We start from the raw sequence: 22,739 nt of genomic DNA, 5'->3' as shown, positions 1-22,739 counted from the left end.
GGTGCGGCGCGGCCTATCTTCCGCGCCCATGAGCCACCTCTTCGACTTCCTCGTTCCCGCCGCTTTGCTGGCGGTCCTGATCGCCCTCGGCGTGGGCCTGTACGCCCTGTTCCGGGGCGGCGACTTCGGGCGCTCCTATTCCAACAAGATGATGCGGCTGCGCGTGCTGCTGCAGTTCATCGCCATCATCGTGCTGGTCGCCGCGGCCTTCTGGTGGCGCAAGGGCGGCGCTTAAGAGGCGAGCATGGTCACGCTGAACCGCATCTACACCCGGACCGGCGACGGCGGCTCGACGCGCCTGGCCACCGGCGCGCCGGTCAGCAAGGCCTCGCTGCGGGTCGAAGCCTATGGCGGGGTCGACGAGACCAACGCCGCGATCGGCATGGCGCGGCAGCACACCGGCGCGGATGCGGTGCTCGACGCGATCCTGGAGCGCATCCAGAACGACCTCTTCGACCTGGGCGCGGATCTCGCCACGCCCGAGCAGCACGGCAAGCCCGAGTGGGAGCCGCTGCGCATCCTCGACAGCCAGGTCGACCGGCTGGAGCAGGAGATCGACCTGCTGAACGGCGAGATGCAGCCGCTGACGTCGTTCGTGCTCCCTGCCGGGTCGCCGGCGGCGGCGGCGCTGCACGTGGCGCGCACGGTCTGCCGCCGGGCGGAGCGGACCTGCGTGGCGTTGTCGGGGATGGAAGGCGAGATCGTGGGCGCCCCGGCGATCAAGTACCTGAACCGGCTGTCGGACCTGCTGTTCGTCGCCGCGCGGTGGAGCAACGACAAGGGGAGCGCGGACGTGCTGTGGAAGCCGGGCGCGACGCGGTAGGTCGCTAATTCCACTCGTCACCTCAAACCAAACCCGTCATCCCGCGCTTCATGCGCGGGACCCATGGGTCAGCTTGCACGTGAGAGGACCATTCCGCTCCGCACCTGCGGCGGAACGATGGGTCCCGCGCATAAAGCGCGGGATGACGACCCTTATTTCTTAGCGGGAGCAGCAGGAGTAGCCGCCGCCGCAGCCGGAGCAGCCGCCTTCTCCCCATTGATCGGCGGGGTCCCCGCCGGCCGGCGCGTCATCGTCTCGATCGGGTAGACCGTCGCGCACTTCAGCCACTTGCCGGCCCAGGCGCCGCCGCGGGCTTCGCACTTCTCTTTCGGCCACACCCACAGGCTGTGATAGGCCAGCACCCCGGCGCTGCCGAGCAGGAACAGGGCCAGAAAGATGTACTTCAGGCGGGTGAAGGTCTTGTTCATGGCCGCCCCTTAGCGCCTTTCCGTCCTTAAGGGAATTGGCTCGACCGACGTGGGATCACCGTGAAACGCCGAAAATCGTACAACCGTTTGAACGGAACCCAAGTTTCCACATTACGCTTACGCAAAGGGAAACTTGCATTGCGGCGCACAAGCGGTAAGTCGGATGCCAAGCAGGATAAAAAGCAGCCTGGAGGCGGTGGAAACCGATGAAGGTCCTAGTCCCGGTCAAACGGGTTATCGATTACAACGTCAAGGCCCGCGTGAAGGCGGACCAGACCGGTGTCGACCTTGCGAACGTCAAGATGTCGATGAACCCCTTCTGCGAGATCGCGGTCGAAGAAGCCGTGCGTCTCAAGGAAAAGGGCGTGGCGACCGAGGTCGTCATCGTCAGCATCGGTCCGGCGCAAGCTCAGGAAACGATCCGCACGGCCCTGGCCATGGGCGGCGACCGCGGCATCCTGATCACGTCCGACGCCGATCTCGAGCCGCTGGCCGTGGCCAAGCTGCTGGCGGCCGTCGTGGCCGAGGAAAACCCCAACCTGGTGGTCATGGGCAAGCAGGCGATCGACGGCGACAACAACGCCGTCGGCCAGATGCTGTCGGCCCTGCTGGGCTGGCCGCAAGCCACCTACGCCTCGGCCCTCGAAGTCTCGGGCTCGACCGCCAAGGTCACCCGTGAAGTCGACGGCGGCCTCCAGACCCTGGACGTCGACCTGCCGGCCATCATCACGGCGGACCTGCGCCTGAACGAGCCGCGCTATGCGTCTCTGCCCAACATCATGAAGGCCAAGAAGAAGGAGATCGCCCAGAAGGCGGTCGCCGACTACGGCGTCGATGTGGCTCCGCGCCTCAAGGTCCTGAAGGTCACCGAACCGGCGAAGCGCTCGGCCGGCATCAAGGTCGAAACCGCCGCTGACCTGGTTTCCAAGCTCAACACCGCGGGGGTGCTGTAATGGCTGTTCTCGTCGTCGCTGATAACGACAACGCGCACCTGCGCGACGGCACCCACAAGACCGTCACCGCCGCCCTGAAGATCTCGGGCGACGTGGACGTGCTGGTCCTGGGCAAGGGCGCCAAGGCCGTGGCCGACGCCGCGGCCAAGATCGCCGGCGTCCGCAAGGTGCTGCTGGCCGAGTCCGACGCCCTGGGTCACGGCATCGCCGAGGCTCAAGCCGACGCGGTTCTGGCCCTGGCTGGCAATTACGATGCGATCCTGGTCCCGGCCACCGCCGGCGGCAAGAATTTCGCCCCGCGCGTCGCCGCCAAGCTGGACGTCGCCCCGATCTCGGAAATCATCGAGGTCGTCTCGGCCGACACCTTCACGCGCCCGATCTATGCCGGCAACGCGCTGGAGACCATCCAGACGTCGGACGCCAAGAAGGTGATCACCGTCCGTCCGACCGCCTTCGCGGCGGCGGGTGAAGGCGGCAGCGCCTCGGTGGAAACCGTGGGCGGCGCCGACGCCGGCAAGACCCGCTTCGTCAGCGAAGAGATGGTCAAGTCGGACCGTCCGGAACTGGCCGCGGCCAAGATCGTCGTCTCCGGCGGTCGCGCCATGGGTTCGGCCGAAGAGTTCCAGCGCGTGATCGAGCCGCTGGCCGACAAGCTGGGCGCCGCCGTCGGCGCCTCGCGCGCGGCCGTCGACGCCGGCTACGCCCCGAACGACTACCAGGTCGGCCAAACGGGCAAGGTCGTGGCGCCGTCGCTGTACGTCGCCATCGGCATCTCGGGCGCCATCCAGCACCTGGCCGGCATGAAGGACTCCAAAGTGATCGTCGCGATCAACAAGGACGCCGACGCGCCGATCTTCCAGGTGGCCGACTTCGGCCTGGTCGCCGACTACAAGACGGCCGTCCCGGAACTGATGGACGCCCTGACCGCCGCCGGCAAATAAGCCCGGTCGCTACAGGCTTCTGAATAAGAGAAAGGCCCGGAGGAAACTCCGGGCCTTTCTTGTTGGGCTGGTCATGTGGCGCGCGCTCAGCGCGCCGTGTGGATGATCTTGGCCCATTGCGCATGGGGGTCGTCCAGGGTCGAGGGGGTGCGGACGGCGCCAGTGGCCAGGGCGAGCACCATCGCGCCCGCGAGCAGCAGGGTCTTCATCGTCGTCTTCCTTGTCCAGAGCGCCGGTTGGTGGGGCGGGGCAGCGCGTCTCCCGTGATCAGGACAATGCCAAACCGACCGGGGCTTTACGAACGATGCTATTTGCGGGAACTTGTGAGCCTGGCTAACAACCTGGCTCCCCCGCCATGCGCCTGCCGCCCTTCTCGTCCCTGGTCGCCTTGGAGGCCGCCGCCCGCCACCGGTCCTATAGCCGGGCGGCCGACGAGCTGTTCGTGACCCATGGCGCGGTCAGCCAGCAGGTCCGCAAGCTGGAGGAGGAGCTGGGAGTCCAGCTGTTCACCCGGCGCGGCAACCAGATGGAGCCCACCTCCGTCGGCGCGACCCTGGCGGCCCGGATCGGCGAGGCGATCACCAGCCTGCGCGAAGGGGTCGACTCGGCGCGACGCGCGGCCAGCGGCCCGATCGTCCTCTCCGCCGGCCCGGCCTTCGCCACCAGCTGGCTGTCGCCGCAACTGGCGCGCCTGTCGATCGAGACGGGCGAGCTGGACCTGACCATCCGGGTGGAGGACCGGGTCTCGGACCTGGCCACCGACGGCGTGGACGTCGCGCTGCGCTACGGGATCGGGCCCTGGCCCGGCCTGGAGTCGGTGCGGCTGATGGACGAACGCATCTTCCCGGTCTGCAGCCCGGCGCTGCTGGCCCGCCACCCGATCGAAAAGCCCGAGGACCTGCTGTCGGCCCCGCTGCTGCGCCACACCGACCTGCCGTGGTCCATGTGGTTCCGCGCGATGGGCATCGAGCCGCCGGAACTGCGGCCGGCGCTAGGCTTCGACGGTTCAGCCATGATGCTGGACGCCGCGGCCCAGAGCCTGGGCTTTGCCTTGGCCCGAGGCGGCTACGCCAAGCGCGACATCGACGAGGGCCGCCTGGTCCGTCCCCTGCCCGGCGAGATCGACGTCGAGACCGGCCACAACTTCGTCTGGCGGCAGAACAATCCCAAACTGCCCAGGATCCTGAAACTGCGCGACTGGTTCCTGGCCAAGACGGAAGGCGAGCGGGGGCGATGAGCCGACTGTTCCTGCTGCCCAGCGCCGTCCGCCATGATCCCGACGTCGAGGCCTGGCTCACCGCGCCCGATCCGCTGCGCCAACTGGCCCGCCCCTGGTTCGAGGCGATCCGCGCCTGTGGCCCCGACGTCCGCGAGCTGCTGCACGACGGCCATCCCACCGCCTGCGTCGCCGACGCTGCCTTCGCCTATGTCGACGCCTTCAAGGCCCACGTGAATATCGGCTTCTTCCACGGCGCCGAGCTCCCCGACCCGGCCGGCCTGCTGCAGGGCTCGGGCAAGCTGATGCGGCACGTGAAGGTGGTCTGGGGCCAGCCCACGGACGAGGCGGCGCTGACCGCGCTGATCGCGGCGGCGTACGAGGACATCCAGAAGCGCCTCGCCTAGGCTCGCGTTTTGTCGCGTGAGGATTCGAAGATGGCAGGCAACGGTCGCGAGCGGTTCATCCCCCGGCGGACGGCGGAGTCGGCGGCGATGACCGCCAACGTCAAGCGCGCGGCGACCCTCGTCCCGGCCCTCAACCGCCTGACCTTCAACGACGCCGATGAGATCCGGCGGCTGTTTAGCGAGCTGATCGGCAAGGCGGTCGACGAGACCTTCCTGCTGCTGCCGCCGTTCTTCACGACCGGCGGGCCCGACATCCGCGTCGGCCGCAACGTCTTCATCAACCAGAACTGCACCATCTACGACCTGGGCGGGGTCGAGATCGGCGACGACGTGATGATCGGCCCCAATGTCAGCCTGATCACCTCGGGCCATCCGATCGAGCCCTCCCGGCGGCGCGACGGCGTGACCGCCGCGCCCATCGTGATCGCGCGCAATGTCTGGATCGCGGCGGGCGTGACGATCATCGGCGGCGTGACCGTGGGCGAGAACTCCGTCGTCGCGGCCGGCTCGGTGGTCACCAAGGACGTGCCGCCCAATACGCTGGTCGGCGGCAATCCTGCCCGGGTCATCCGCTCGATCGCCGAGACTCCTTAAGCCGCCCGCGCCAACCGCAGCGTCGGCGCGCTCTCGGCCACCGGCACGTTCAGTCCGCGCATCGTCGACGTCACCGCCAGGTCCAGCGGCGTGCGGGGCTCCTCGCCGAGGAAGGCTTCCAGCTTGCGGTTCTCCAGGCGGACCGGATGGCGCCAGAAGGGCTGCATCTCGGCCAGTTCCCGGAGGGTCTCGCTGAACAGGCCGGCGATCGGCAACAGGCCCCAGGGCAGGCGCAGCGCGTTGGGGCGCTTTTGGCCGGCCGCGCGGGCGATGGCGCGGATCATGGCGGTACCGTCGGCGTCCCAGTGGCCCGCGAAGTGGAAGCGGGCGAAGGCCGGCAGCTGGCCCTCACGGTCGGCCAGTCTCGCGAAGGTCTCGCCGACGTCGGGCAGATAGGCCCAGGCGTGGCCGACGCCCTTGTCGCCCGGATAGAGGATGGTCTTCACCGGCTGGCCTGGCTTGACCAGGCCCGAGGCGAACCAGCTGTTGGCGGTCGAGCGCGGGCCGAAATAATCGCCGGCCCGCAGGATCAGCGATCGGACGCCGCTTGCGGAAGCAGCCTCGAGCCGGGCCTCCATCTCGATGCGGATCTTGCCCTTGCGAGTGTAGGCGCGCTGGGGCGTGGCCTCGTCGATCACCGCGTGGGCGGCGGGGTCGTAGTTGTAGATCGTGCCCGGCAGCAGGATCCGCGCCCCGCTGACGCGGGCGGCGGCCACGGTGTTGTCGATCATCGGCAGCACCAGCTTCTTCCAGCCCTGGTAGCCGGGCGGGTTCACCGCGTGGACGATGATCGATGCGCCCTCCGCCGCCGCGACCACGGCGGCGCGGTCCATCACGTCGCCTTGCAGGTAGGTCACGCCCGGCAGGCGGGCCTTGCTGGTGTCACGGACCAGGGCGCGGACGGTCCAGCCGTGGCGGACCAGGGCGGCGGCGGTCTCGCCGCCCACGCCGCCATTGGCGCCGAGGACAAGAGCGATGCGGGGTTCGGGGACGGTCATGGCGGGCTCCTCAAGTTGATGACCCGAAGATGCAGCGCGACCACCTCGATAGAAATTGCCCAGAACACTCTATCGGCCTATCAAAAATGTATGAGCACTCCGACCACCATCGACTGGGAACGCCAGCGCGCCTTCCTGGCCGTCATCGACACCGGCAGCCTGTCGGCCGCCGCCCGCGAGCTGGGCGCGGCCCAGCCCACCGTGCGCCGACGGATCGAGGACCTGGAGGCCCAGCTGGGCGTGGCCCTGTTCACCCGCTCGCCCTCGGGCCTGTCGCCCACGCCCCTAGGCCGCGACTTGGCCCAGCACGCGCGGGCCATGGCCATCGCGGCGGCGTCCCTGGCCCGCGCCGCCTCGGCCGAGGCGGGGGCGGCGTCGGGCGTGGTGCGGATCACCGCCAGCGAGGTGGTGGGCATGGAGGTGCTGCCGGCGATCCTGGCCCAGCTGCGAGAGGTTCATCCGGGCATCGTCCTGGAGCTGGCCCTGACCAACCGCAGCGAGGACCTGCTGCGCCGCGAGGCCGACATCGCCGTGCGTATGGTTCGCCCCACCCAGGAGGCGCTGGTCGCCAAGCGGGTGGGGAACATCACGCTGGGCATGCACGCCCACAAACGGATGCTGGACGCCTGGGGCCGGCCGGCCAATCTGGAGGAAGCCCGCCGGATGCCGCTGATCGGCTACGAGAGCGAGACCATCGGCGTGCGGGCGGTCAAGGCCATGGGCCTGGATTTGCGCGTCGACGAATTCGCCTTCCGCACCGACAACGACGTGGCCCAGCTGGCGGCGATCCGGGCGGGTCTGGGCCTGGGCGTCTGCCAGGTCGGGCTGGCCGCCCGCGACCCGATGCTGGAGCGCGTCCTGCCCGAGGTGTTCAGCTTCGACCTGGAGACCTTCGTCGTCACCCACGAGGATCTGAAGGACGTCCGGCGGGTGAGATTGGTGTTCGACGCCCTGGTGTCAGGCTTGACCATGTATGCCAAGATAGGAAATACAGTTTGAACTAAACATCTTTCCACCTAGAGTGGAGACTGCAGAATCGCCGCCCGGAAGTTGGCGGCCCATTCGCCATGCGCCCTCGAAGAGGATCGCGCGGCGGCTTTCGAGTTCGGTGCGCGCATGGTTGCCATCAATTCCGATACGCCGGCCCTCTCCACCCTGACGGCCGCCAAGATCGCGACGCTGACGGCCGCCGAGCTGGCCAACGCCCCGCCTTCGGAATTCGCCAAGCTGACCCGCGCCCAGGTGTCGGCCATCTCGGCCACCGCGATCGGCGGCCTGACCGCCGAGCAGTTCGCCAAGTTCAATCAGAACCAGCTGCCCGGTCTCACGGCCACCCAGCTGCCGCGCCTGTCGAACGCGATCAGCTTCAGCCCCTCCCAGCTGGGGCTGCTGAACCAGGCCCAGGTGCAGTCGCTGTCGACGACCCAGATGGCGGCGCTCAGCACCCAGACGCTGGACGCCATGGCCACGACCCAGGTGTCGGCCCTGAGCGCGACCAGCTTCTCGGCCCTGAACCAGACCCAGGTGCAGAGTCTGAGCCTGGCCCAGGTCCGCGCCCTGTCGCCGTCGCAGCTGCGCGCCCTGCCGCTGAGCGACCTGGCCGAGTTCACGTCCGAACAGATCAGCGGCCTGACGCCCTCCCAGGTCGCCGCCTTGAGCCAGACCCAGGTCCAGACCCTGACGCCTGATCAGCTGCGCGCCCTGTCCGCGACGCAGTTCGCCAGCCTGAGCGTTCCGATCCTGCGCACCCTCAGCGCCGAGGACATCGCCCTGACCACGCCGGAGCAGTGGTCGAAGGTCACCAACCTGCAGCTGTCGGCGCTGAACAGCGACCAGCTGAAGGCCCTGGCCGGCAGCCGCTCGGCCAGCCTGCAGCCGACCCAGATCCGCGCGCTGTCGGCCACCGAGCTGGGCAAGGCCGGCTCGGTTTTTCTGGATGCGCTGACGCCGACCCAGCTGTCGGGCCTGGCCAACAACCAGACCGCCGCCCTGTCGATCACGGCGGTCGCCGGCCTCAGCCCCGAACAACTGGCCGCCCTGACGCCCGGCGCCATCGGCGGCCTGCCGCCCACCGGTTTCGCGGCGCTGGACGCCACCCAGGTCAGCGCGCTCAGCGCCGCCCAGATCGCCACCCTGCGTCCCGAGCAGCTGAGGATGCTGGACGGCGACGACCTCAACGAGTTCACCCGCGCCCAGCTGAAGGCCTTCACGGCCGCCCAGCTGGCCACGCTGGCGCCCGAGCGTCTGGCGGCCCTGTCGGACGAGCAGTTCGCGGCCTTCAGCCCCACCCAGCTCAAGAACCTGACGGCGCTGCAGCTGAAGGCGCTGTCGACCACCGACATCGCGGCCATGACGCCGGAGCAGACCACGGCCTTCAACGCCGGCCAGATCGGCGCCTTGACCGGGCCGCAGCTGGCGGCGCTGCGCGGGGTGGCGGAACTGACCCGCACCCAGTGGACGGGCGTGACGGCCGCCCAGCTGAAGACCCTCTCGGCCACCGACGTGGCGCGCCTCAGCCTGACCGAGCTGAGCGGCATCGCCCCGGCCCAGATCAACGGCTTCACGCCCGAGGCGCTGTCGGCCCTGAGCGAGAGCCAGTCGCTCAAGCTGACGACCCAGCAGATCAAAGCCCTGACGACGACGCAGCTGAAGGGCCTGTCGGACACCGACGTCGCCCAGCTGGGCGTCGCGCAGCTGGGCGCCCTGGACGGAACGCAGATCGCGGTGATGATCCCGCACCTGTCGACCACCGCGGTCGGCAAGCTGAGCGGGACGCAGATCGGCCGCATGCCGGTGGGCGCCCTGTCCTCGCTCTCCGAGACGCAGATCGCCGCCCTGACGTCGGTGCAGATGCGCAGCCTGACGAACGAGCACATGGCCAACCTGCCCTCGACCATGGTCGAGGCGCTGAGCGCCACCCAGGTCGGCGCGCTGTACCCCAGCCAGATCGCGGCCCTGTCGACCACCACCCTGAACCAGCTGGCCGACGAAAGCCTGGACCAGCTGAGCATCGCCCAGCTCCGCGCCCTGACGGCGACCCAGATCAAGAGCTTCTCGACCACCACCTTCGGCCTGCTCTCGACCACCCAGGTCTCGGCCCTGACCACCGCCCAGGTGGGCGCGCTGTCGCCGACCCTGATCGCCGATCTCGACGCCACCCAGTGGGCCAGCCTGGCCCCCACCCAGGTCCAGGGCCTGTCGGCCGTCCAGATCGGCGGCCTGGACGGCGACGACCTGGACCATCTCAGCACCGCGCAGTGGCAGGCCCTGCGCTCGACCCAGATCGCCGGCCTGTCGATCACCGCCGTGACCGGGCTGGAGCCCGAGCGCCTGGCCCTGCTGTCGTCCACGCAGCTGTCGGGCCTGTCGCCCACCACCTTCCAGGCCCTGGACGCCGACCACATCGGCGCGCTCAGCACCCAGCAGATCCGGGGCCTGACCTCCAGCCAGCTGGCCGGGCTGACGCCCAACGACATGGCCGAGTTCAGCGCCACCCAGATCGGCGCGATCGGACCGACCCAGCTGGCCGCCCTGCCCGCCACCGACGTCGCGGCCCTGAGCGCCACCCAGCTGAGCGCGCTGAGCACCACCCAGGTCAAGGCGCTGGTCGCCGCCCAGATCACCGCCCTGCGCCCCACCCAGATGGAAGGCCTGTCGGCCGCCCAGCTGGCGGCGCTGAGTTCGGCCCAGCTGAGCGCCCTGGCCGCCGACGTCCTGCCGGCGATGAGCGCCACCCAGGTGGCCGGCCTGACCTCGGGCCAATTGGCCGGCCTGTCGGCGACCCAGGCCGGGACGCTGACCGCGACCCAGCTGATGGCCCTGGCCACGACCCAGGTCGGCGGCCTGAACGCCACCTTCCTGTCGTCGCTATCGGCCACCGCCCTGTCGGCCCTGACCACGACCCAGGTCGCGCGTCTGTCGTCCACCCAGGTCCAAAGCCTGAGCACGACCCAGGTCGGCAGCCTGTCCAGCACGGACTTCGGCGAGCTGTCGGCCACCCAGGTCGGCTATCTGACCGCCTCGCAGCTGGGCGCCCTGTCGGGCACGAACCTGGGCAGCCTGTCGACCACCGCCATCGCCAGCCTGTCGGCGACCCAGTTCGCGGGCCTGTCGCCGACCCAGCTGTCGGGCCTGTCCGACAGCCTGATCCGGGGCCGCCTGGGCCAGCTCAGCGCCACCCAGATGGCGGGCCTGTCGACCACCCTGATCGGCAGCCTGAACACCACCGAGTTCGCGGCCCTGAGCCCCAGCCAGATCGGCGCCCTGTCGTCCTCGGCCTTCGCGGCCCTGGGAACCTCGCGCCTGTCCAGCATGACCACCACCCAGGTCGGCGGCCTGTCGACCACTCAGGTAGCCGGCCTGGACGCCTCCAGCTTCGGCCTGCTGTCGTCCAGCCAGGTGGCGGTGCTGTCCTCGGCCCAGATCGGCGCGGTGCGCGGCGAGATCCTGTCGGCCCTGAACGCCACGGAGTTCGCCCGCCTGACCACCAGCCAGATCCGCGGCCTGACGGCGACCCAGATCGAGGGTTTCACCGCCGAGGACATCGGCGACTTCACCGTCAGCCAGGTCGGGGCCCTGGGCGCGGCGCAGCTGGAAGGCTTCTCGGCCGCCGACATCTCGGCCTTCACCGTGACCCAGGTCGCCGCCCTGTCGGCCGCCCAGATCCAGTCCCTGACGCCGATCCAGGTGCGCGGCCTGTCGGCGACCGACATGGGCGAGTTCAACAAGACCCAGCTGGGCGCCATCAGCGCCGGCCAGATCAGCGCCCTGTCGATGACGGCGCTGAACGGCATGAGCGCGGACTATTTTGGCAGCCTGTCGGCGACCCAGGTGCGGGGCTTCTCGGGCGAGCAGCTGACGGCCTTCGGGGCCGACGGCCTGGCGCGGCTGTCGGGCGCCCAGCTGGGGGCCCTGACCACCACCCAGATCGGCCAGATTCCGACCGTGGCGGTCCAGAGCCTGAGCGCCACCCAGATCGGCCAGCTGATGCCCACCCAGATCCCGGGCTTCACCAGCCAGCAGATCGCCGCCTTCTCGCCCGGCCAGCTCAGCGGCCTGTCGCGCGCCCAGGTCAACAAGCTGACCTCGTCGCAGCTGGACGCCATGTCGAGGGCTCAGCTGGAGGCCATCGGGCTCTAGCACCTGTGTCTTCGGCGCCACCGTAACGCGAGCGTCGTGTTTCTGTCGCGGCTCCGTCTTGGGGCGTCCCTATCCCCGCCTTCGGGAATTCGCATTTGCGAAGAGGGATGGGCACAAGATGCAATTCGACAAGAAGACCAGCCGGCAAGCCGCGCTGTGGTGCAGCGCCGCGCTGCTGGCGCTGATGGGCGCCAGCGCTCACGCCGCCGAGACCGCCGCCGCGACGCCGGCCGCCGCTGAAACCGATTCGACCAGCGTCGAGCAGGTCATCATCACCAGCCAGCGCGAGACCCGCTCGGCGGTGACCATGCAGTCGTCGCAGATCCAGTCGGTCCTGCCCGGCGCCAGCCCGCTGAAGGCCATCCAGTTCCTGCCGGGCGTCGTCTATCGGACCGCCGATCCATGGGGCAACAACGAGCAGAACCTGTCGCTGTTCGTCCACGGCTTCTCGACCCAGCAGCTGGGCTTCACCATGGACGGCGTGCCGCTGGGCGACCAGCAGTACGGCAACTACAACGGCCTGTCGGTGTCGCGCGCCGTCACTTCGGAAAACGTCTCGCGCGTGACCCTGTCCTCGGGCGCCGGCTCGCTGGGCGTGGCCTCGACCAGCAACCTGGGCGGCGCCATCGAGACTTTCAGCCGTGATCCGTCGGCCGAGCGTGGTCTGAACATCCGCCAGACCGTCGGCAGCAACGAGACCAGCCGCACCTTCGTGCGCCTCGACAGCGGCGACATGAGCAATGGCTTCAAGGGCTATGTCTCGTACCTGCGCCAGGACGCCAAGGCCTGGGACTTCGACGGTCACCAGCGCGGCCATCAGGTGAACCTGAAGCTGGTCAAGGAAGCCGACAAGGGCGTGCTGACCTTCTACGCCGACTGGCAGATGAAGGTGGAGCCGAACGAAGACGCCACCGCCATGGGCAACCAGCAGACCGCCGCGGCGGCCGGCTTCACGCCCTATAGCCGTCCGTTCCTGTATCCGAACCTGGCGGCCTGCACGAGCACGCTGACCGGCGGTCCGGGCACCCCGAACCCGGCCCAGGGCAACAACTTCTCGAACTGCTTCAGCGCCGCCCAGCGCGAAGACATCCTCTCGTACCTCAAGTACGAGTGGAAGCCGGTCGAGGGCTTCACCTGGACCAACCAGATCTATCACCACTACAACTTCGGCCGCGGCATCGTCGCCGGCCCGGTCAACACCGCCGGCCTGCCGGCCCTGTTCGCCACCTACTATCCGAACCTGGTGGTCGGCGGCTCGGCGACCAGCCCGGGCACCCTGGCCAACATCGTCGCGCTGATGGGCGGCACGGGCAACGCGGTGCGCACCACCGAGTACCGCATCAACCGCACGGGCCTGATCTCGACGGCCGAGTGGACCCTGGGCGACCATCAGATCAAGGGCGGCGTCTGGTTCGAGCACAATGAACCGGCCCAGCAGCGCGCCTGGTATCCGATGACCAAGGAGAACAACGACCTGTCGCCGTACGACGTGCCGCGCGGCAAGAAGGCCCTGACCCAGTACGCGGCCGAGTTCTTCACCAACGACATCCAGCTGCACCTGCAGGACCAGTGGCGCGTCATGCCGAACCTGCTGCTGCAGGCCGGCTTCAAGTCCAGCCTGCAGGACGCCACCGGCAAGTTCCCGGTCAACCAGGTCAACCTGCCGACCGTGGCCGTGCCGGTGCGTTATCCGACCGGCTCGATCACCTCCAACAAGTGGTTCCTGCCGCAAGCGGGCCTGCTGTGGGACGCCACCGAGAACGAGCAGGTGTTCGTCAACGTCCAGCAGAACATGCGCCAGTTCATCCCGTACGGCGCCGGCAGCGGCTTCTACGGCTTCTCGGCCTGGAGCCTGGGCACGCAAGCGGCGTTCGAGCTGTTCAAGACGACGGTGAAGCCCGAGACCTCGTGGACCTATGAGATCGGCCTGCGCACGCGTCACGACGTGGCCTGGGGCCCGATCACCGGCGTCGATGGCCAGATCAACGCCTACAATGTGAAGTTCAGCAACCGCCTGCTGAACATCGCGCCCTACAACTTCATCAACCCGGCGCCGGCCATCCTGGCCAATGTCGGCGACGTGACCACCAAGGGCGTCGACATCGCCGGCACGCTGAAGTTCGGCGAGCACTTCCAGCTCTACAACGCGCTGTCCTACAACGAGTCCAAGTACGACCAGGACTACCAGTCGGGCACCACCCTGGTCGGCGGCGTCTCGACCCCGGTCACCGTGGCCACCGGCGGCAAGTACGTGCCGCTGATGCCCAAGTGGATGAACAAGACCATCGCCCGCTTCAACTACGGCGCCTTCGACGCCCAGATCAGCGGCGACTATGTCGGCAAGCGTTTCGTGACCTACCTCAACGACCTGTCGGTCAAGTCGATGATGCTGGTCGACCTGCAGGCCGGCTACACCTTCGACATGAGCGACAAGGGCTTCGTGAAGGGCCTGCGCCTGAGCGCCAACGTCACCAACCTCTTCGACAAGAAGGGCGTCTCGACGGCCGGCGTCACCAGCAACACGGGCGGCTACACGGCCTTCCCGCAGGCTCCGCGCATGGGCTTCGTGACGGTGTCTGCGGACTTCTAGGACCTGGCATCCCGGAAAACAAAAAAGGCCCGGCGGTTTCCCGCCGGGCCTTCGTTGTTTCGATCGGCGCGAAGCTACTTGGCTTCGGCGGCCTCGATGGCTTCCTCGATCGCGCGCTTGAAATCCAGCGGCTGGGCGACCGGGCCGAACGGCGAGGCCGAGACGCCCGTGCCGCGCACGACGATGCGGCCGTAGTTCAGCATCCGGCCCAGGATGCCCTGGTTGACGATGATGGTGTCGACCTTGTTCAGGCGCTGCTCGATCGTGGTGCGGTTGATAAAGCCGAACTTGGCGATCAGGCGCTTGTTGGTGACGGCGAAATCCGAATTCAATTGATACATCAGCGCAAAGATGAACCAAACGAAAGTAACCGGAAGCAGAACACCGAAGCTAACGATGGTCCAAAATGCCGGCCAAATATAGATGCCCCAATGAACCTTGGCATCGAACAGGATCTTCTCATCACCCGTGATAACTTGGTCAATATAACGCGCCACGCGCTCACCCCCTAAGAAAACAACCCATCGCACTCATATTAGAGCGTCCACCGATGTCAACCCGAGATAGGCCCAGAGCGGGCCCCAGGTCGTCAGGATTGAGGCGCGTGTCCAGCCAAGAAAAAGGCCCGGCAGTTTCCCGCCGGGCCTTCGTCTTTCAGAACACTTGAGACCTTAGTCCTTGGCGCGTTCCTGGTAGCTGTTGTCTTCCGTCAGGATGATCACCCGGGTGCCGACGGTGATGTACGGCGGGACGGTGGTCTTGACGCCGTTGCTGAGGACGGCCGGCTTGTACGACGAGCTGGCGGTCTGGCCCTTCACCGACGGTTCGGTGTCGACGATTTCCAGGACCACGGTGCGCGGCAGTTCGATGGCGATCGGCACGTCGTTGTGCGTCGACAGCTGCACCGTCATGTTCTCTTGCAGATAGGGCGCGGCGTCGCCGATCACGTCTTCGGTGGCCACGAGCTGGTCGTAGGTTTCCGGGTTCATGAAGTGGAAGCCGTCGCCGTCCTGGTACAGGAAGGTGTGGTTGCGCTGGTCGACGAAGGCGCGCTCGACCTGCTCGGTGGTGCGGTAACGCTCCGAAACCTTCACGCCGTCCGAGATGCGGCGCATGTTCAGCTGGGTCACCGGGGTGCCCTTGCCGGGGTGGATGTTGTCGACCGTCAGGACGACGTAGAGCTTGCCGTCCATGTCGACGACGGCGCCTTTGCGGAGCGAGCTGGCTGCGACCTTCACGTAGTTATCGTCCTTGGAAGAAAGCGCGCGCGAGGCCGCGGGCGCGATCATGCTATTGATCTGTGCCCGCCCTCGTATAGCGATCGGGGCGAAATCTCCAGTCTCTTCGGTTGTTAGCCTTTGTCCGATACTTCCCAGACCTGGTGGCGCAGCGACGTCCACGCCGACCGCCGGCCGTTCCTGCTGGCCCGCAACCGCATCACCAAGGCCTTCCGCGCCTGGTTCGAGGCCGAGGGTTTCGAGGAGGTCGAGGCCGCCGCCTTGCAGGTCTCGCCCGGCAACGAAGCGCACCTGCACGCCTTCGCCACGCAAGCCCTGACGATCTCGGGCGAGGCCTCGCCGCTCTATCTGCACACGTCGCCGGAGTTCGCCTGCAAGAAGCTGCTGGCCGCCGGTGAGGAGAAGATCTTCAGCCTGGGCAAGGTGTGGCGCAACCGCGAGCGCGGGCCGCTGCACCATCCCGAGTTCACGATGCTGGAGTGGTACCGCGCCGACGCGCCCTACCAGACCCTGATGGACGACTGCGCCACTCTGCTAGCGCTCGCGGCTGAAACGGCGGGGACCAAAAGCTTCGACTTCCGAGGCATGAGCTGTGACCCCTTCGCGCAGCCCGAGCGGCTGTCGGTGGCTGAGGCCTTCCAGCGCCACGCCAGCGTCAACCTCCTGGCCAGCGTCGCCGCCGACGGCTCGACCGACCGCGACGCCCTGGCCGCCGCCGCCCGTGACGCCGGCATCCGGGTCGCCGAGGATGACGGCTGGGCCGACATCTTCAGCCGCATCATCGTCGAGAAGGTCGAGCCGCGTCTGGGCGAGGGCCGCGCCACGGTGCTGTGCGAGTACCCGATCAGCGAGGCGGCCTTGGCCCGCCCCAAGGACGCCGACCCGCGCGTGGCCGAACGCTTCGAGCTCTACGCCTGCGGGGTCGAGCTGGCCAACGCCTTCGGCGAGCTGACCGACCCGGCCGAGCAGCGCCGCCGCTTCATGATCGAGATGGACGAGAAGGCCCGCATCTACGGCGAGCGATACCCCATCGACGAGGATTTCCTGGCCGCCCTGGAGCACATGCCAGAGGCGTCCGGATCCGCGTTGGGCTTCGACCGACTGGTGCTGCTGGCTGCCGGCGCGCGGCGGATCGAGGACGTGGTCTGGACTCCGGTCGCGGGCGCGTGATTTTAACAGGGAACGGATCGCCTACGGCGACGTTTACGCCCGCTGGGGCGGCGTATCAGTGGGATACGCCTGAGTGGGGCGTATTTCTCATGTCTTTGGCGTGTAGCGCGATCGGGCCGGCGACGTCGGCTGTCCGACCGTCGGGTCTGGCGAATCCTGGCCCCTATGCCGCCGCGCGCGCCAATCACCGCCGGGACCATACCCATGCCTAACCGGATGAACGCCGCGCTCGCGGCCTCGACGCAGAAGAAATCGTCGTTCCTGGACCCGAAGACCTTCCTGGGCCTGGCCCTGGCGATCGCCTTCTTCGTCGGCAGCGGCATGGTGGCCCACCGCAACACCAACGTCCTGCGCGACGACGCCCGGCAGATCTTCCACTCGCACGAGGTCATCGTGGCGATCGGCGAGCTGCGCTCCAGCGTCCAGGACGCCGAGACCGGCCAGCGCGGCTATCTGCTGACCGGCAACGACCGCTATCTCGAGCCCTATGAGGCGGCGGTGGCCAATGTCGAGCGCCAGATCGAGAAGCTGGCGACCCTGACCAGCGACAACGCCGGCCAGCAGGACCGCATCACCAGCCTGCAACGCCATGTGACCGCCAAGCTGGCCGAGCTGAAGAGCACCATCGACGTCCGCCGCGCCCAAGGCCCGGCGGCCGCCCTGGCGATCGTCAATTCCGATCGCGGCAAGGCCGAGATGGACGCCATCCGCGGCGGCCTGACGACGATGCAGCAGGAAGAGGCGCGCCTTCGCCGCGAACGCCTGGCCGAGATGGACGCGGCCTATCAGTCGGCCCTGGTCAGCGGCCTGATGTCGGGCGTGCTGGGCATCGTCCTGACCCTGGTGGTCGGCGTCCTGATCCGCCGCGCCGCCGTCGCCAACGAGCGCCGCCAGTGGCTGGCCTCGGGCCAGGTGGGCCTGGCCTCGGCGATGCTGGGCGACCAGGAGAGCCAGGAGCTGGGCGAGAACATCCTGACCTTCCTGGCTCGGTTCGCCGGCGCCCAGGCCGGGGCGGTGTTCGCCGCCGATGGCGAGCGCTACAGCCGCGTGGCCAGCTACGGCGTGCCGAGCGACGCCCAGATCGTCGAGCGCTTCGGCCTGCGCGAGGGCCTGCTGGGCCAGGTCGCCGCCAGCCGCGAGACCACGGTCCTGGCCGACGTGCCCGAGGGCTACCTGACCATCGGCTCGGCCCTGGGCCGCGACAAGCCGCGCCACTTGATCCTGTTCCCCGCCGTCGCCGAAGACGGCGTCCATGGCGTGGTGGAGCTGGGCTTCCTCAACGCCGTCGACGACCGTGTCCGCGAGTTCTTGAACGAGGCCTCCGAGGCCGTCGGCATCGCCCTGCGCTCGGCCCGCTACCGCGCCGAGCTGCGCGAGCTCTTGGAAAAGACCCAGGCGCAAGCCGAAGAGCTGCAGGTCCAGAGCGAGGAACTGCGCGTCTCCAACGAGGAGCTGGAGGAGCAGGGCCGCGCCCTGAAGGAATCCCAGGTCCGTCTGGAGCAGCAGCAGGCCGAGCTGGAACAGACCAACAGCCAGCTGGAAGAACAGGCCCAGTTGCTGGAGAGCCAGCGCGACGACCTGGAACGCTCGGGCGCCGCCGTCGAGCTGAAGGCCCGCGAGCTGGAGCAGGCCAGTCGCTACAAGTCCGACTTCCTGGCCAATATGAGCCACGAGCTGCGTACGCCGCTGAACTCGCTGCTGATCCTGTCCAAGCTGCTGGGCGACAACCCGGTCGGCAACCTGTCCGAGGAGCAGGTCCAGCATGCCCGCACGATCCAGTCGTCGGGCAACGACCTGCTAACGCTGATCAATGACATTCTCGATCTGTCCAAGATCGAGGCCGGCCACCTGGAGATCCGGCCCGAGACCATGTCGCTGAAACGCCTGGGCACTGACCTGCGCCAGCTGTTTGCTCCCCTCGCCGCCGAGCGGAAGCTGGATTTCGCGATCAACGTCGCCGAGGACGTCCCGGCCTCGATGGTCAGCGACCGCCTGCGCCTGGAACAGGTGCTGAAGAACCTGCTGTCGAACGCCTTCAAGTTCACCGAGAAGGGCGGCGTGACGCTGGAGATCGCTCGCGAAGGCGACGATCGCCTGGCCCTATCGGTAACCGACACCGGCATCGGCATCGCCGAGGAGCAGCAGGCGGCCATCTTCGAAGCCTTCCGCCAGGCCGACGGCACGATCAGCCGCAAGTACGGGGGCACGGGCCTGGGCCTGTCGATCAGCCGCGAGCTGGCCCGCCTGTTGGGCGCGACGCTCAGCCTGACCAGCGTGCACGGCAAGGGCAGCCGCTTCACCCTGTCGATGCCGCTGGACTACGACCCCGCCCTGGTGCCGCAGCGCGCCGAACCCGCCCCCCTGCCCGCCGCCGCCGCGCCGACCAAGAAGGCGACCGAGGAGCGCCGCTACGTCCCGACCGGCCCGCGCGTCGACGACGACCGCGAGATCCTGTCCGGCGGCCAGCGCATCCTGCTGGTGGTCGAGGATGACTCCAGCTTCGCCGGCATCCTGCGCGACGTCGCGCGCGAGGCGGGCTTCCAGTGCCTGGTCGCGGCCTCGGCCGAGGAGGCCCTGGTCCTGGCCCGCAAGCACCGCCCCAGCGCCATCGTGCTGGACGTCGGCCTGCCCGACCAGTCGGGCCTGGCGGTGCTGGAACGCCTGAAGCGCGACGTCGACACCCGCCACATCCCGGTCCACGTCGTCTCGGCCGCCGACCACACCCAGACGGCCCTGTCGCTGGGCGCCATCGGCTACCTGGTCAAGCCCGTGAAGCGCGAGGCGCTGACCAACGCGCTGGACGCCCTGACCTCGCGCCTGTCGGCCTCGTCGCGCCGCGTGCTGATCGTCGAGGACGACAAGGTCCAGCGCGAGGCGGTCGGCAAGCTCCTGTCCTCCGGCGATGTCGAGACCGTCGGCGTGGCCACCGCGGCCGAGTGCCTGGAACGGCTGAAGACCGAGACCTTCGATTGCATGGTCCTGGATTTGAACCTGCCCGACGCCTCCGGTTTCAGTCTGCTGGAAACCTTGAGCCACGAGGGCGGCTACGCCTTCCCGCCGGTCATCGTCTATACCGGCCACGACCTGTCCCAGGCCGACGAGCAGCGCCTGCGCCGCTATTCGGACTCGATCATCGTCAAGGGCGCGCGTTCACCAGAACGTTTGCTGGATGAAGTCTCGCTGTTCCTGCACCAGGTGGTCACCGACCTGCCGCCCGAGCAGCAGTCGATGATCAAGAAGGCCCACAACCGCGACGCCGCCCTGGAGGGCCGCCGGATCCTCGTGGTCGAGGACGACGTCCGCAACGTCTACTCCATCACCAACATCCTGGAGCCGCGCGGCGCGCTGATCGAGATCGCCCGCAACGGCAAGGAAGCCATCGAGGCGCTGGAGAAATCGGCCAAGGACGAGGGCAGCGCCATCGACCTCGTGCTGATGGACGTGATGATGCCGGTGATGGACGGCCTGACCGCCACCGCCGAGATTCGCAAGGACGCGCGCTTCAAGAAGCTGCCGATCATCACCCTGACGGCCAAGGCCATGCCCGACGACCAGGCCCGCTGCATCGAGGCCGGGGCCAACGACTACATGGCCAAGCCGCTGGACGTTGACCAGCTCTTGTCCCTCGTTCGTGTCTGGATGCCCCGCTGACCGCCATGCGTGACGACGTCGAGGACATCGAGATCAGGCTGCTGCTGGAGGCGCTGTACCAGCGCTACCACTACGACTTCCGGCGCTATGCCAAGGCGTCGGTCAAGCGCCGCCTGAAGCAGGCCCGCGAGCAGCTGGGCTATGCCAGCTACTCGGCCATGCAGGACGCCCTGCTGCACGATCCGGAGATGCTGGAGCAGCTCCTGGGCTATCTGACCGTGCAGGTCAGCGAGATGTTCCGCGACCCCAGCTACTTCAAGGCCCTGCGCGAGACGGTGCTGCCGCACCTGAAGACCTATCCGTCGCTGAAGGTCTGGGTGGCCGGCTGCAGCGAGGGCGAGGAGCTGTACTCCCTGGCCATCCTGTTCCGCGAGGAGGGGCTGGAAGACCGGACCCTGTTCTACGCCACCGACATCAACCCGGACGCCCTGCAGGCCGCCGCGCGCGGCATCTATCCGATCGATCGCCTGAAGCTGTTCACCGAGAACCACCGCCGCTCGGGCGGCAAGTCCTCGCTGTCGAACTACTACACCACCGGCTATGGCGGGGCGGTGTTCGACAAGACCCTGCGCGAGCGGGTGGTGTTCTCCGACCACAGCCTGGTCACCGACGCGGTGTTCGGCGAGATGCACCTGATCTCGTGCCGCAACGTGCTGATCTATTTCGATCGCGACCTGCAGGACCGGGCCATCGGCCTGTTCCGCGACTCGCTGGCCCGCAAGGGGTTCCTGGGCCTCGGGGCCAAGGAGAGCCTGCGCTTCTCGGCCCATACCGGCGCCTTCGCCGAGTTCGAGCGCGACGAGAAGATCTACCAGAAGCGCGAACCATGACCGCTTCCCCCATCCAAGCCGTCGTGATCGGGACCTCGGCCGGCGCCGTGCAGGCGCTGTCGGCGATCCTGCCGCCGCTGCCGGCCGACTATCCGCTGCCGGTGATGGTGGTCGTGCACGTGCCGCCCGACCGCCGCAACGCCCTGACCGAACTCTTCCAGACCCGCTGCGCCATGACCGTGCGCGAGGCCGAGGACAAGGAGCCGCTTCAGCCGGGCGTGATCTATTTCGCGCCGCCGGACTATCACCTGCTGGTCGAGACGCCGCAGCTGCTGGCCCTGTCGACCGACGAGCCCGTCCTGCACTCGCGGCCCTCGATCGACGTTCTGTTCGAGAGCGCCGCCGACGCGTTCGGCGAGGGGCTGGTCGGGATCATCCTGACCGGCGCCAACCAGGATGGCGCCGAGGGCCTGAAAGCCATAGGCCAGGCCGGCGGCGTGGTCGTGGTCGAGGATCCCGCCAGCGCGGCGGCCGAGGCCATGCCGGAAGCGGCCCTGGCCGCCTGGCCAGAGGCGCGGGTGATGACGCTGGAAGAGATCGGCGTCTATTTGCGGAGTTTGGGGAATAAGCGATGAGCGCTTTGCGGCCTGTCCATTTCCTGCTGGTCGACGACCTGGCCGAGAACCTGGTCTCGCTGGAGGCGCTGCTGCGCCGCGAGGACCTCGTCCTGCTGAAGGCCCGCTCGGGCGAGGAAGCGCTGGAGCTACTGCTGCGCCACGACGTCGCCCTGGCTTTGCTGGACGTGCAGATGCCCGGCATGGACGGCTTCGAGCTGGCCGAGTTCATGCGCGGGGCCATGCGCACGCGCCATGTGCCGATCATCTTCCTGACCGCCGGCACCGCCGCCGACGCCCAGCGGCGCTTCCGCGGCTATGAGGCCGGCGCCGTCGACTTCATCAACAAGCCGATCGAGCCGGACGTCCTGCGCAGCAAGGCCAACGTCTTCTTCGACCTCTATCGCCAGCGCCAGCAGTTGGAGCGCCAGCGTGACGAGCTGGAGGCCGCCGCCCAGGCCCTACGCCGCGCCGACCGCCACAAGGACAGCTTCCTGGCCGTGCTGGCCCACGAACTGCGCAACCCGATCGCCGCCCTGGCCGGCGGCCTGCACCTCCTGGGCAAGGACATCCCGGTCGAGCGCTCGACCGACATCCGCGCCCGCATGGACCGGATGCTGTCGCACCTCTCGCACCTGGTCGACGACCTGCTGGACGTCTCGCGGGTCAATGAGGGCAAGATCACGCTGAAGAAGGCGCGGGTCGAGCTGGGCGAGATTCTGACCTCGGCCATCGAGGCCAGCCAGCACCACATGGACCAGGCCGGCCACACGCTGATCACCGACATCGCCACCGGCCCGATCTGGCTGGACGCCGACCACACCCGCCTGGCCCAGGTGATCGGCAACCTGCTCAACAACGCCGCTAAATACACCTCGCCCGGCGGCACGGTGACCCTGTCGGCCCATCGCCGCGACGGCGTGGCCGAGATCCGGGTGTCCGACACCGGCGTCGGCATCCCGGCCGAGCTGCAGGCAGGCATCTTCGAGATCTTCGCCCAGGTCGAGGACCACCTGTCCAAGTCGCAAGGCGGCCTGGGCATCGGCCTGGCGCTCTGCAAGCAACTGGTCGCCCTGCACGGCGGGACCATCGACGTGGCCAGCGCCGGGCTGAACAAGGGCAGCACCTTCACGGTGATCATTCCGCTGGCGCGCGATCCGGGCTGATTTGCCCCTCTGATTTGCCTCTGGGGCTGAAATCCCGCATA

The 22,739-nt window shown here is 68.3% G+C and carries 20 protein-coding genes and 1 pseudogene; 16 read left to right on the top strand and 5 right to left on the bottom strand.

All coding sequences use genetic code 11. The annotated features are described in order from the left end of the window. The first annotated feature begins 28 nt into the window (after positions 1 to 28). From AC1RRR_RS15135 to AC1RRR_RS15125, 3 genes and pseudogenes are all read left to right on the top strand, one after another. A complete protein-coding gene (locus AC1RRR_RS15135) occupies positions 29 to 235 on the top strand; it encodes a twin transmembrane helix small protein (RefSeq protein ID WP_454714078.1) in 207 nt (68 codons plus the stop codon). 9 nt (positions 236 to 244) lie between these two features. After that, the gene (locus AC1RRR_RS15130; protein ID WP_492814298.1) at positions 245 to 823 is read left to right on the top strand and encodes a cob(I)yrinic acid a,c-diamide adenosyltransferase; all 579 of its coding nucleotides are present in this window, start codon (positions 245 to 247) and stop codon (positions 821 to 823) included. A gap of 63 nt (positions 824 to 886) precedes the next feature. Continuing rightward, positions 887 to 973, top strand: a pseudogene (locus tag AC1RRR_RS15125) (hypothetical protein); the annotation flags it as partial. A gap of 2 nt (positions 974 to 975) precedes the next feature. Here the strand turns inward: AC1RRR_RS15125 and AC1RRR_RS15120 are convergent. Beyond that, complete coding sequence (locus tag AC1RRR_RS15120) at positions 976 to 1,251, bottom strand: hypothetical protein (protein WP_492814297.1); 276 nt, start codon at positions 1,249 to 1,251, stop codon at positions 976 to 978. Between the two features lie 206 nt (positions 1,252 to 1,457). Here AC1RRR_RS15120 and AC1RRR_RS15115 point away from each other — a divergent pair, with 206 nt between their 5' ends. Beyond that, complete coding sequence (locus AC1RRR_RS15115; protein WP_492814295.1) at positions 1,458 to 2,204, top strand: electron transfer flavoprotein subunit beta/FixA family protein; 747 nt, start codon at positions 1,458 to 1,460, stop codon at positions 2,202 to 2,204. Continuing rightward, positions 2,204 to 3,145, top strand: a complete 942-nt coding sequence (locus AC1RRR_RS15110; protein WP_454714074.1) for an electron transfer flavoprotein subunit alpha/FixB family protein — start codon at positions 2,204 to 2,206, stop codon at positions 3,143 to 3,145. The genes AC1RRR_RS15115 and AC1RRR_RS15110 overlap by 1 nt, the downstream gene beginning before the upstream one ends. Before the next feature lie 86 nt (positions 3,146 to 3,231). Here the strand turns inward: AC1RRR_RS15110 and AC1RRR_RS15105 are convergent, their stop codons facing one another. Then, entirely contained in the window at positions 3,232 to 3,354 is a 123-nt protein-coding gene (locus AC1RRR_RS15105) for a hypothetical protein (protein ID WP_492814294.1), read from the bottom strand. A gap of 146 nt (positions 3,355 to 3,500) precedes the next feature. On the opposite strand from AC1RRR_RS15105, the gene AC1RRR_RS15100 reads away from it, so the two are divergent. From AC1RRR_RS15100 to AC1RRR_RS15090, 3 genes are all read left to right on the top strand, one after another. Beyond that, complete coding sequence (locus AC1RRR_RS15100) at positions 3,501 to 4,382, top strand: LysR substrate-binding domain-containing protein (protein WP_492814293.1); 882 nt, start codon at positions 3,501 to 3,503, stop codon at positions 4,380 to 4,382. Next, positions 4,379 to 4,768 (top strand): DUF1801 domain-containing protein, encoded by a 390-nt coding sequence (locus AC1RRR_RS15095; RefSeq protein ID WP_492814291.1) that lies wholly within the window; start codon positions 4,379 to 4,381, stop codon positions 4,766 to 4,768. The genes AC1RRR_RS15100 and AC1RRR_RS15095 overlap by 4 nt, the downstream gene beginning before the upstream one ends. Positions 4,769 to 4,855: 87 nt before the next feature. Continuing rightward, a complete protein-coding gene (locus AC1RRR_RS15090) occupies positions 4,856 to 5,362 on the top strand; it encodes a sugar O-acetyltransferase (protein WP_492814289.1) in 507 nt (168 codons plus the stop codon). On the opposite strand, the gene AC1RRR_RS15085 is transcribed toward AC1RRR_RS15090, so the two are convergent. Further along, positions 5,359 to 6,360: an NAD(P)H-binding protein gene (locus AC1RRR_RS15085; RefSeq protein WP_492814288.1), complete on the bottom strand. Its 1,002-nt coding sequence runs from the start codon at positions 6,358 to 6,360 to the stop codon at positions 5,359 to 5,361. The two genes, AC1RRR_RS15090 and AC1RRR_RS15085, sit on opposite strands and share 4 nt — an antisense overlap. A gap of 90 nt (positions 6,361 to 6,450) precedes the next feature. Between AC1RRR_RS15085 and AC1RRR_RS15080 the strand changes: the two genes are divergently transcribed. From AC1RRR_RS15080 to AC1RRR_RS15070, 3 genes are all read left to right on the top strand, one after another. Next, positions 6,451 to 7,359 carry a LysR family transcriptional regulator gene (locus AC1RRR_RS15080; protein WP_492814286.1) on the top strand — a complete coding sequence of 303 codons (909 nt, stop codon included), beginning with the start codon at positions 6,451 to 6,453 and terminating at the stop codon, positions 7,357 to 7,359. Positions 7,360 to 7,476: 117 nt separating this feature from the next. After that, positions 7,477 to 11,499, top strand: a complete 4,023-nt coding sequence (locus tag AC1RRR_RS15075; RefSeq protein WP_492814284.1) for an ice nucleation protein — start codon at positions 7,477 to 7,479, stop codon at positions 11,497 to 11,499. A 118-nt stretch (positions 11,500 to 11,617) separates the two neighbouring features. After that, complete coding sequence (locus AC1RRR_RS15070) at positions 11,618 to 14,089, top strand: TonB-dependent receptor (RefSeq protein WP_492814283.1); 2,472 nt, start codon at positions 11,618 to 11,620, stop codon at positions 14,087 to 14,089. A gap of 74 nt (positions 14,090 to 14,163) precedes the next feature. On the opposite strand, the gene AC1RRR_RS15065 is transcribed toward AC1RRR_RS15070, so the two are convergent. After that, complete coding sequence (locus AC1RRR_RS15065; RefSeq protein ID WP_492814281.1) at positions 14,164 to 14,586, bottom strand: PH domain-containing protein; 423 nt, start codon at positions 14,584 to 14,586, stop codon at positions 14,164 to 14,166. Positions 14,587 to 14,760: 174 nt separating this feature from the next. Then, positions 14,761 to 15,327, bottom strand: coding sequence for an elongation factor P (gene efp / locus AC1RRR_RS15060; protein ID WP_492815256.1), 567 nt, complete (start codon positions 15,325 to 15,327; stop codon positions 14,761 to 14,763). 120 nt (positions 15,328 to 15,447) lie between these two features. Here efp and epmA point away from each other — a divergent pair, with 120 nt between their 5' ends. The 5 genes from epmA (at position 15,448) to AC1RRR_RS15035 (ending at position 22,698) form a co-directional block, all read left to right on the top strand. Further along, positions 15,448 to 16,497, top strand: coding sequence for an EF-P lysine aminoacylase EpmA (gene epmA / locus AC1RRR_RS15055; RefSeq protein WP_492814279.1), 1,050 nt, complete (start codon positions 15,448 to 15,450; stop codon positions 16,495 to 16,497). Positions 16,498 to 16,701: 204 nt separating this feature from the next. Next, the gene (locus AC1RRR_RS15050) at positions 16,702 to 20,148 is read left to right on the top strand and encodes a response regulator (protein ID WP_492814277.1); all 3,447 of its coding nucleotides are present in this window, start codon (positions 16,702 to 16,704) and stop codon (positions 20,146 to 20,148) included. Positions 20,149 to 20,153: 5 nt separating this feature from the next. Next, positions 20,154 to 20,978 (top strand): CheR family methyltransferase, encoded by an 825-nt coding sequence (locus AC1RRR_RS15045; RefSeq protein ID WP_492814275.1) that lies wholly within the window; start codon positions 20,154 to 20,156, stop codon positions 20,976 to 20,978. Then, complete coding sequence (locus AC1RRR_RS15040; protein ID WP_492814273.1) at positions 20,975 to 21,553, top strand: chemotaxis protein CheB; 579 nt, start codon at positions 20,975 to 20,977, stop codon at positions 21,551 to 21,553. Before AC1RRR_RS15045 ends, AC1RRR_RS15040 begins: the two co-directional genes overlap by 4 nt. After that, positions 21,550 to 22,698, top strand: coding sequence for a hybrid sensor histidine kinase/response regulator (locus tag AC1RRR_RS15035; protein WP_492814271.1), 1,149 nt, complete (start codon positions 21,550 to 21,552; stop codon positions 22,696 to 22,698). The genes AC1RRR_RS15040 and AC1RRR_RS15035 overlap by 4 nt, the downstream gene beginning before the upstream one ends. Positions 22,699 to 22,739: the final 41 nt, after the last annotated feature.

Source organism: Caulobacter sp. GW821-FHT12D05, assembly GCF_058807295.1.
The sequence above is the reverse complement of the archived record's forward strand: the minus strand, read 5'-3'. Positions and strand labels throughout refer to the sequence as shown.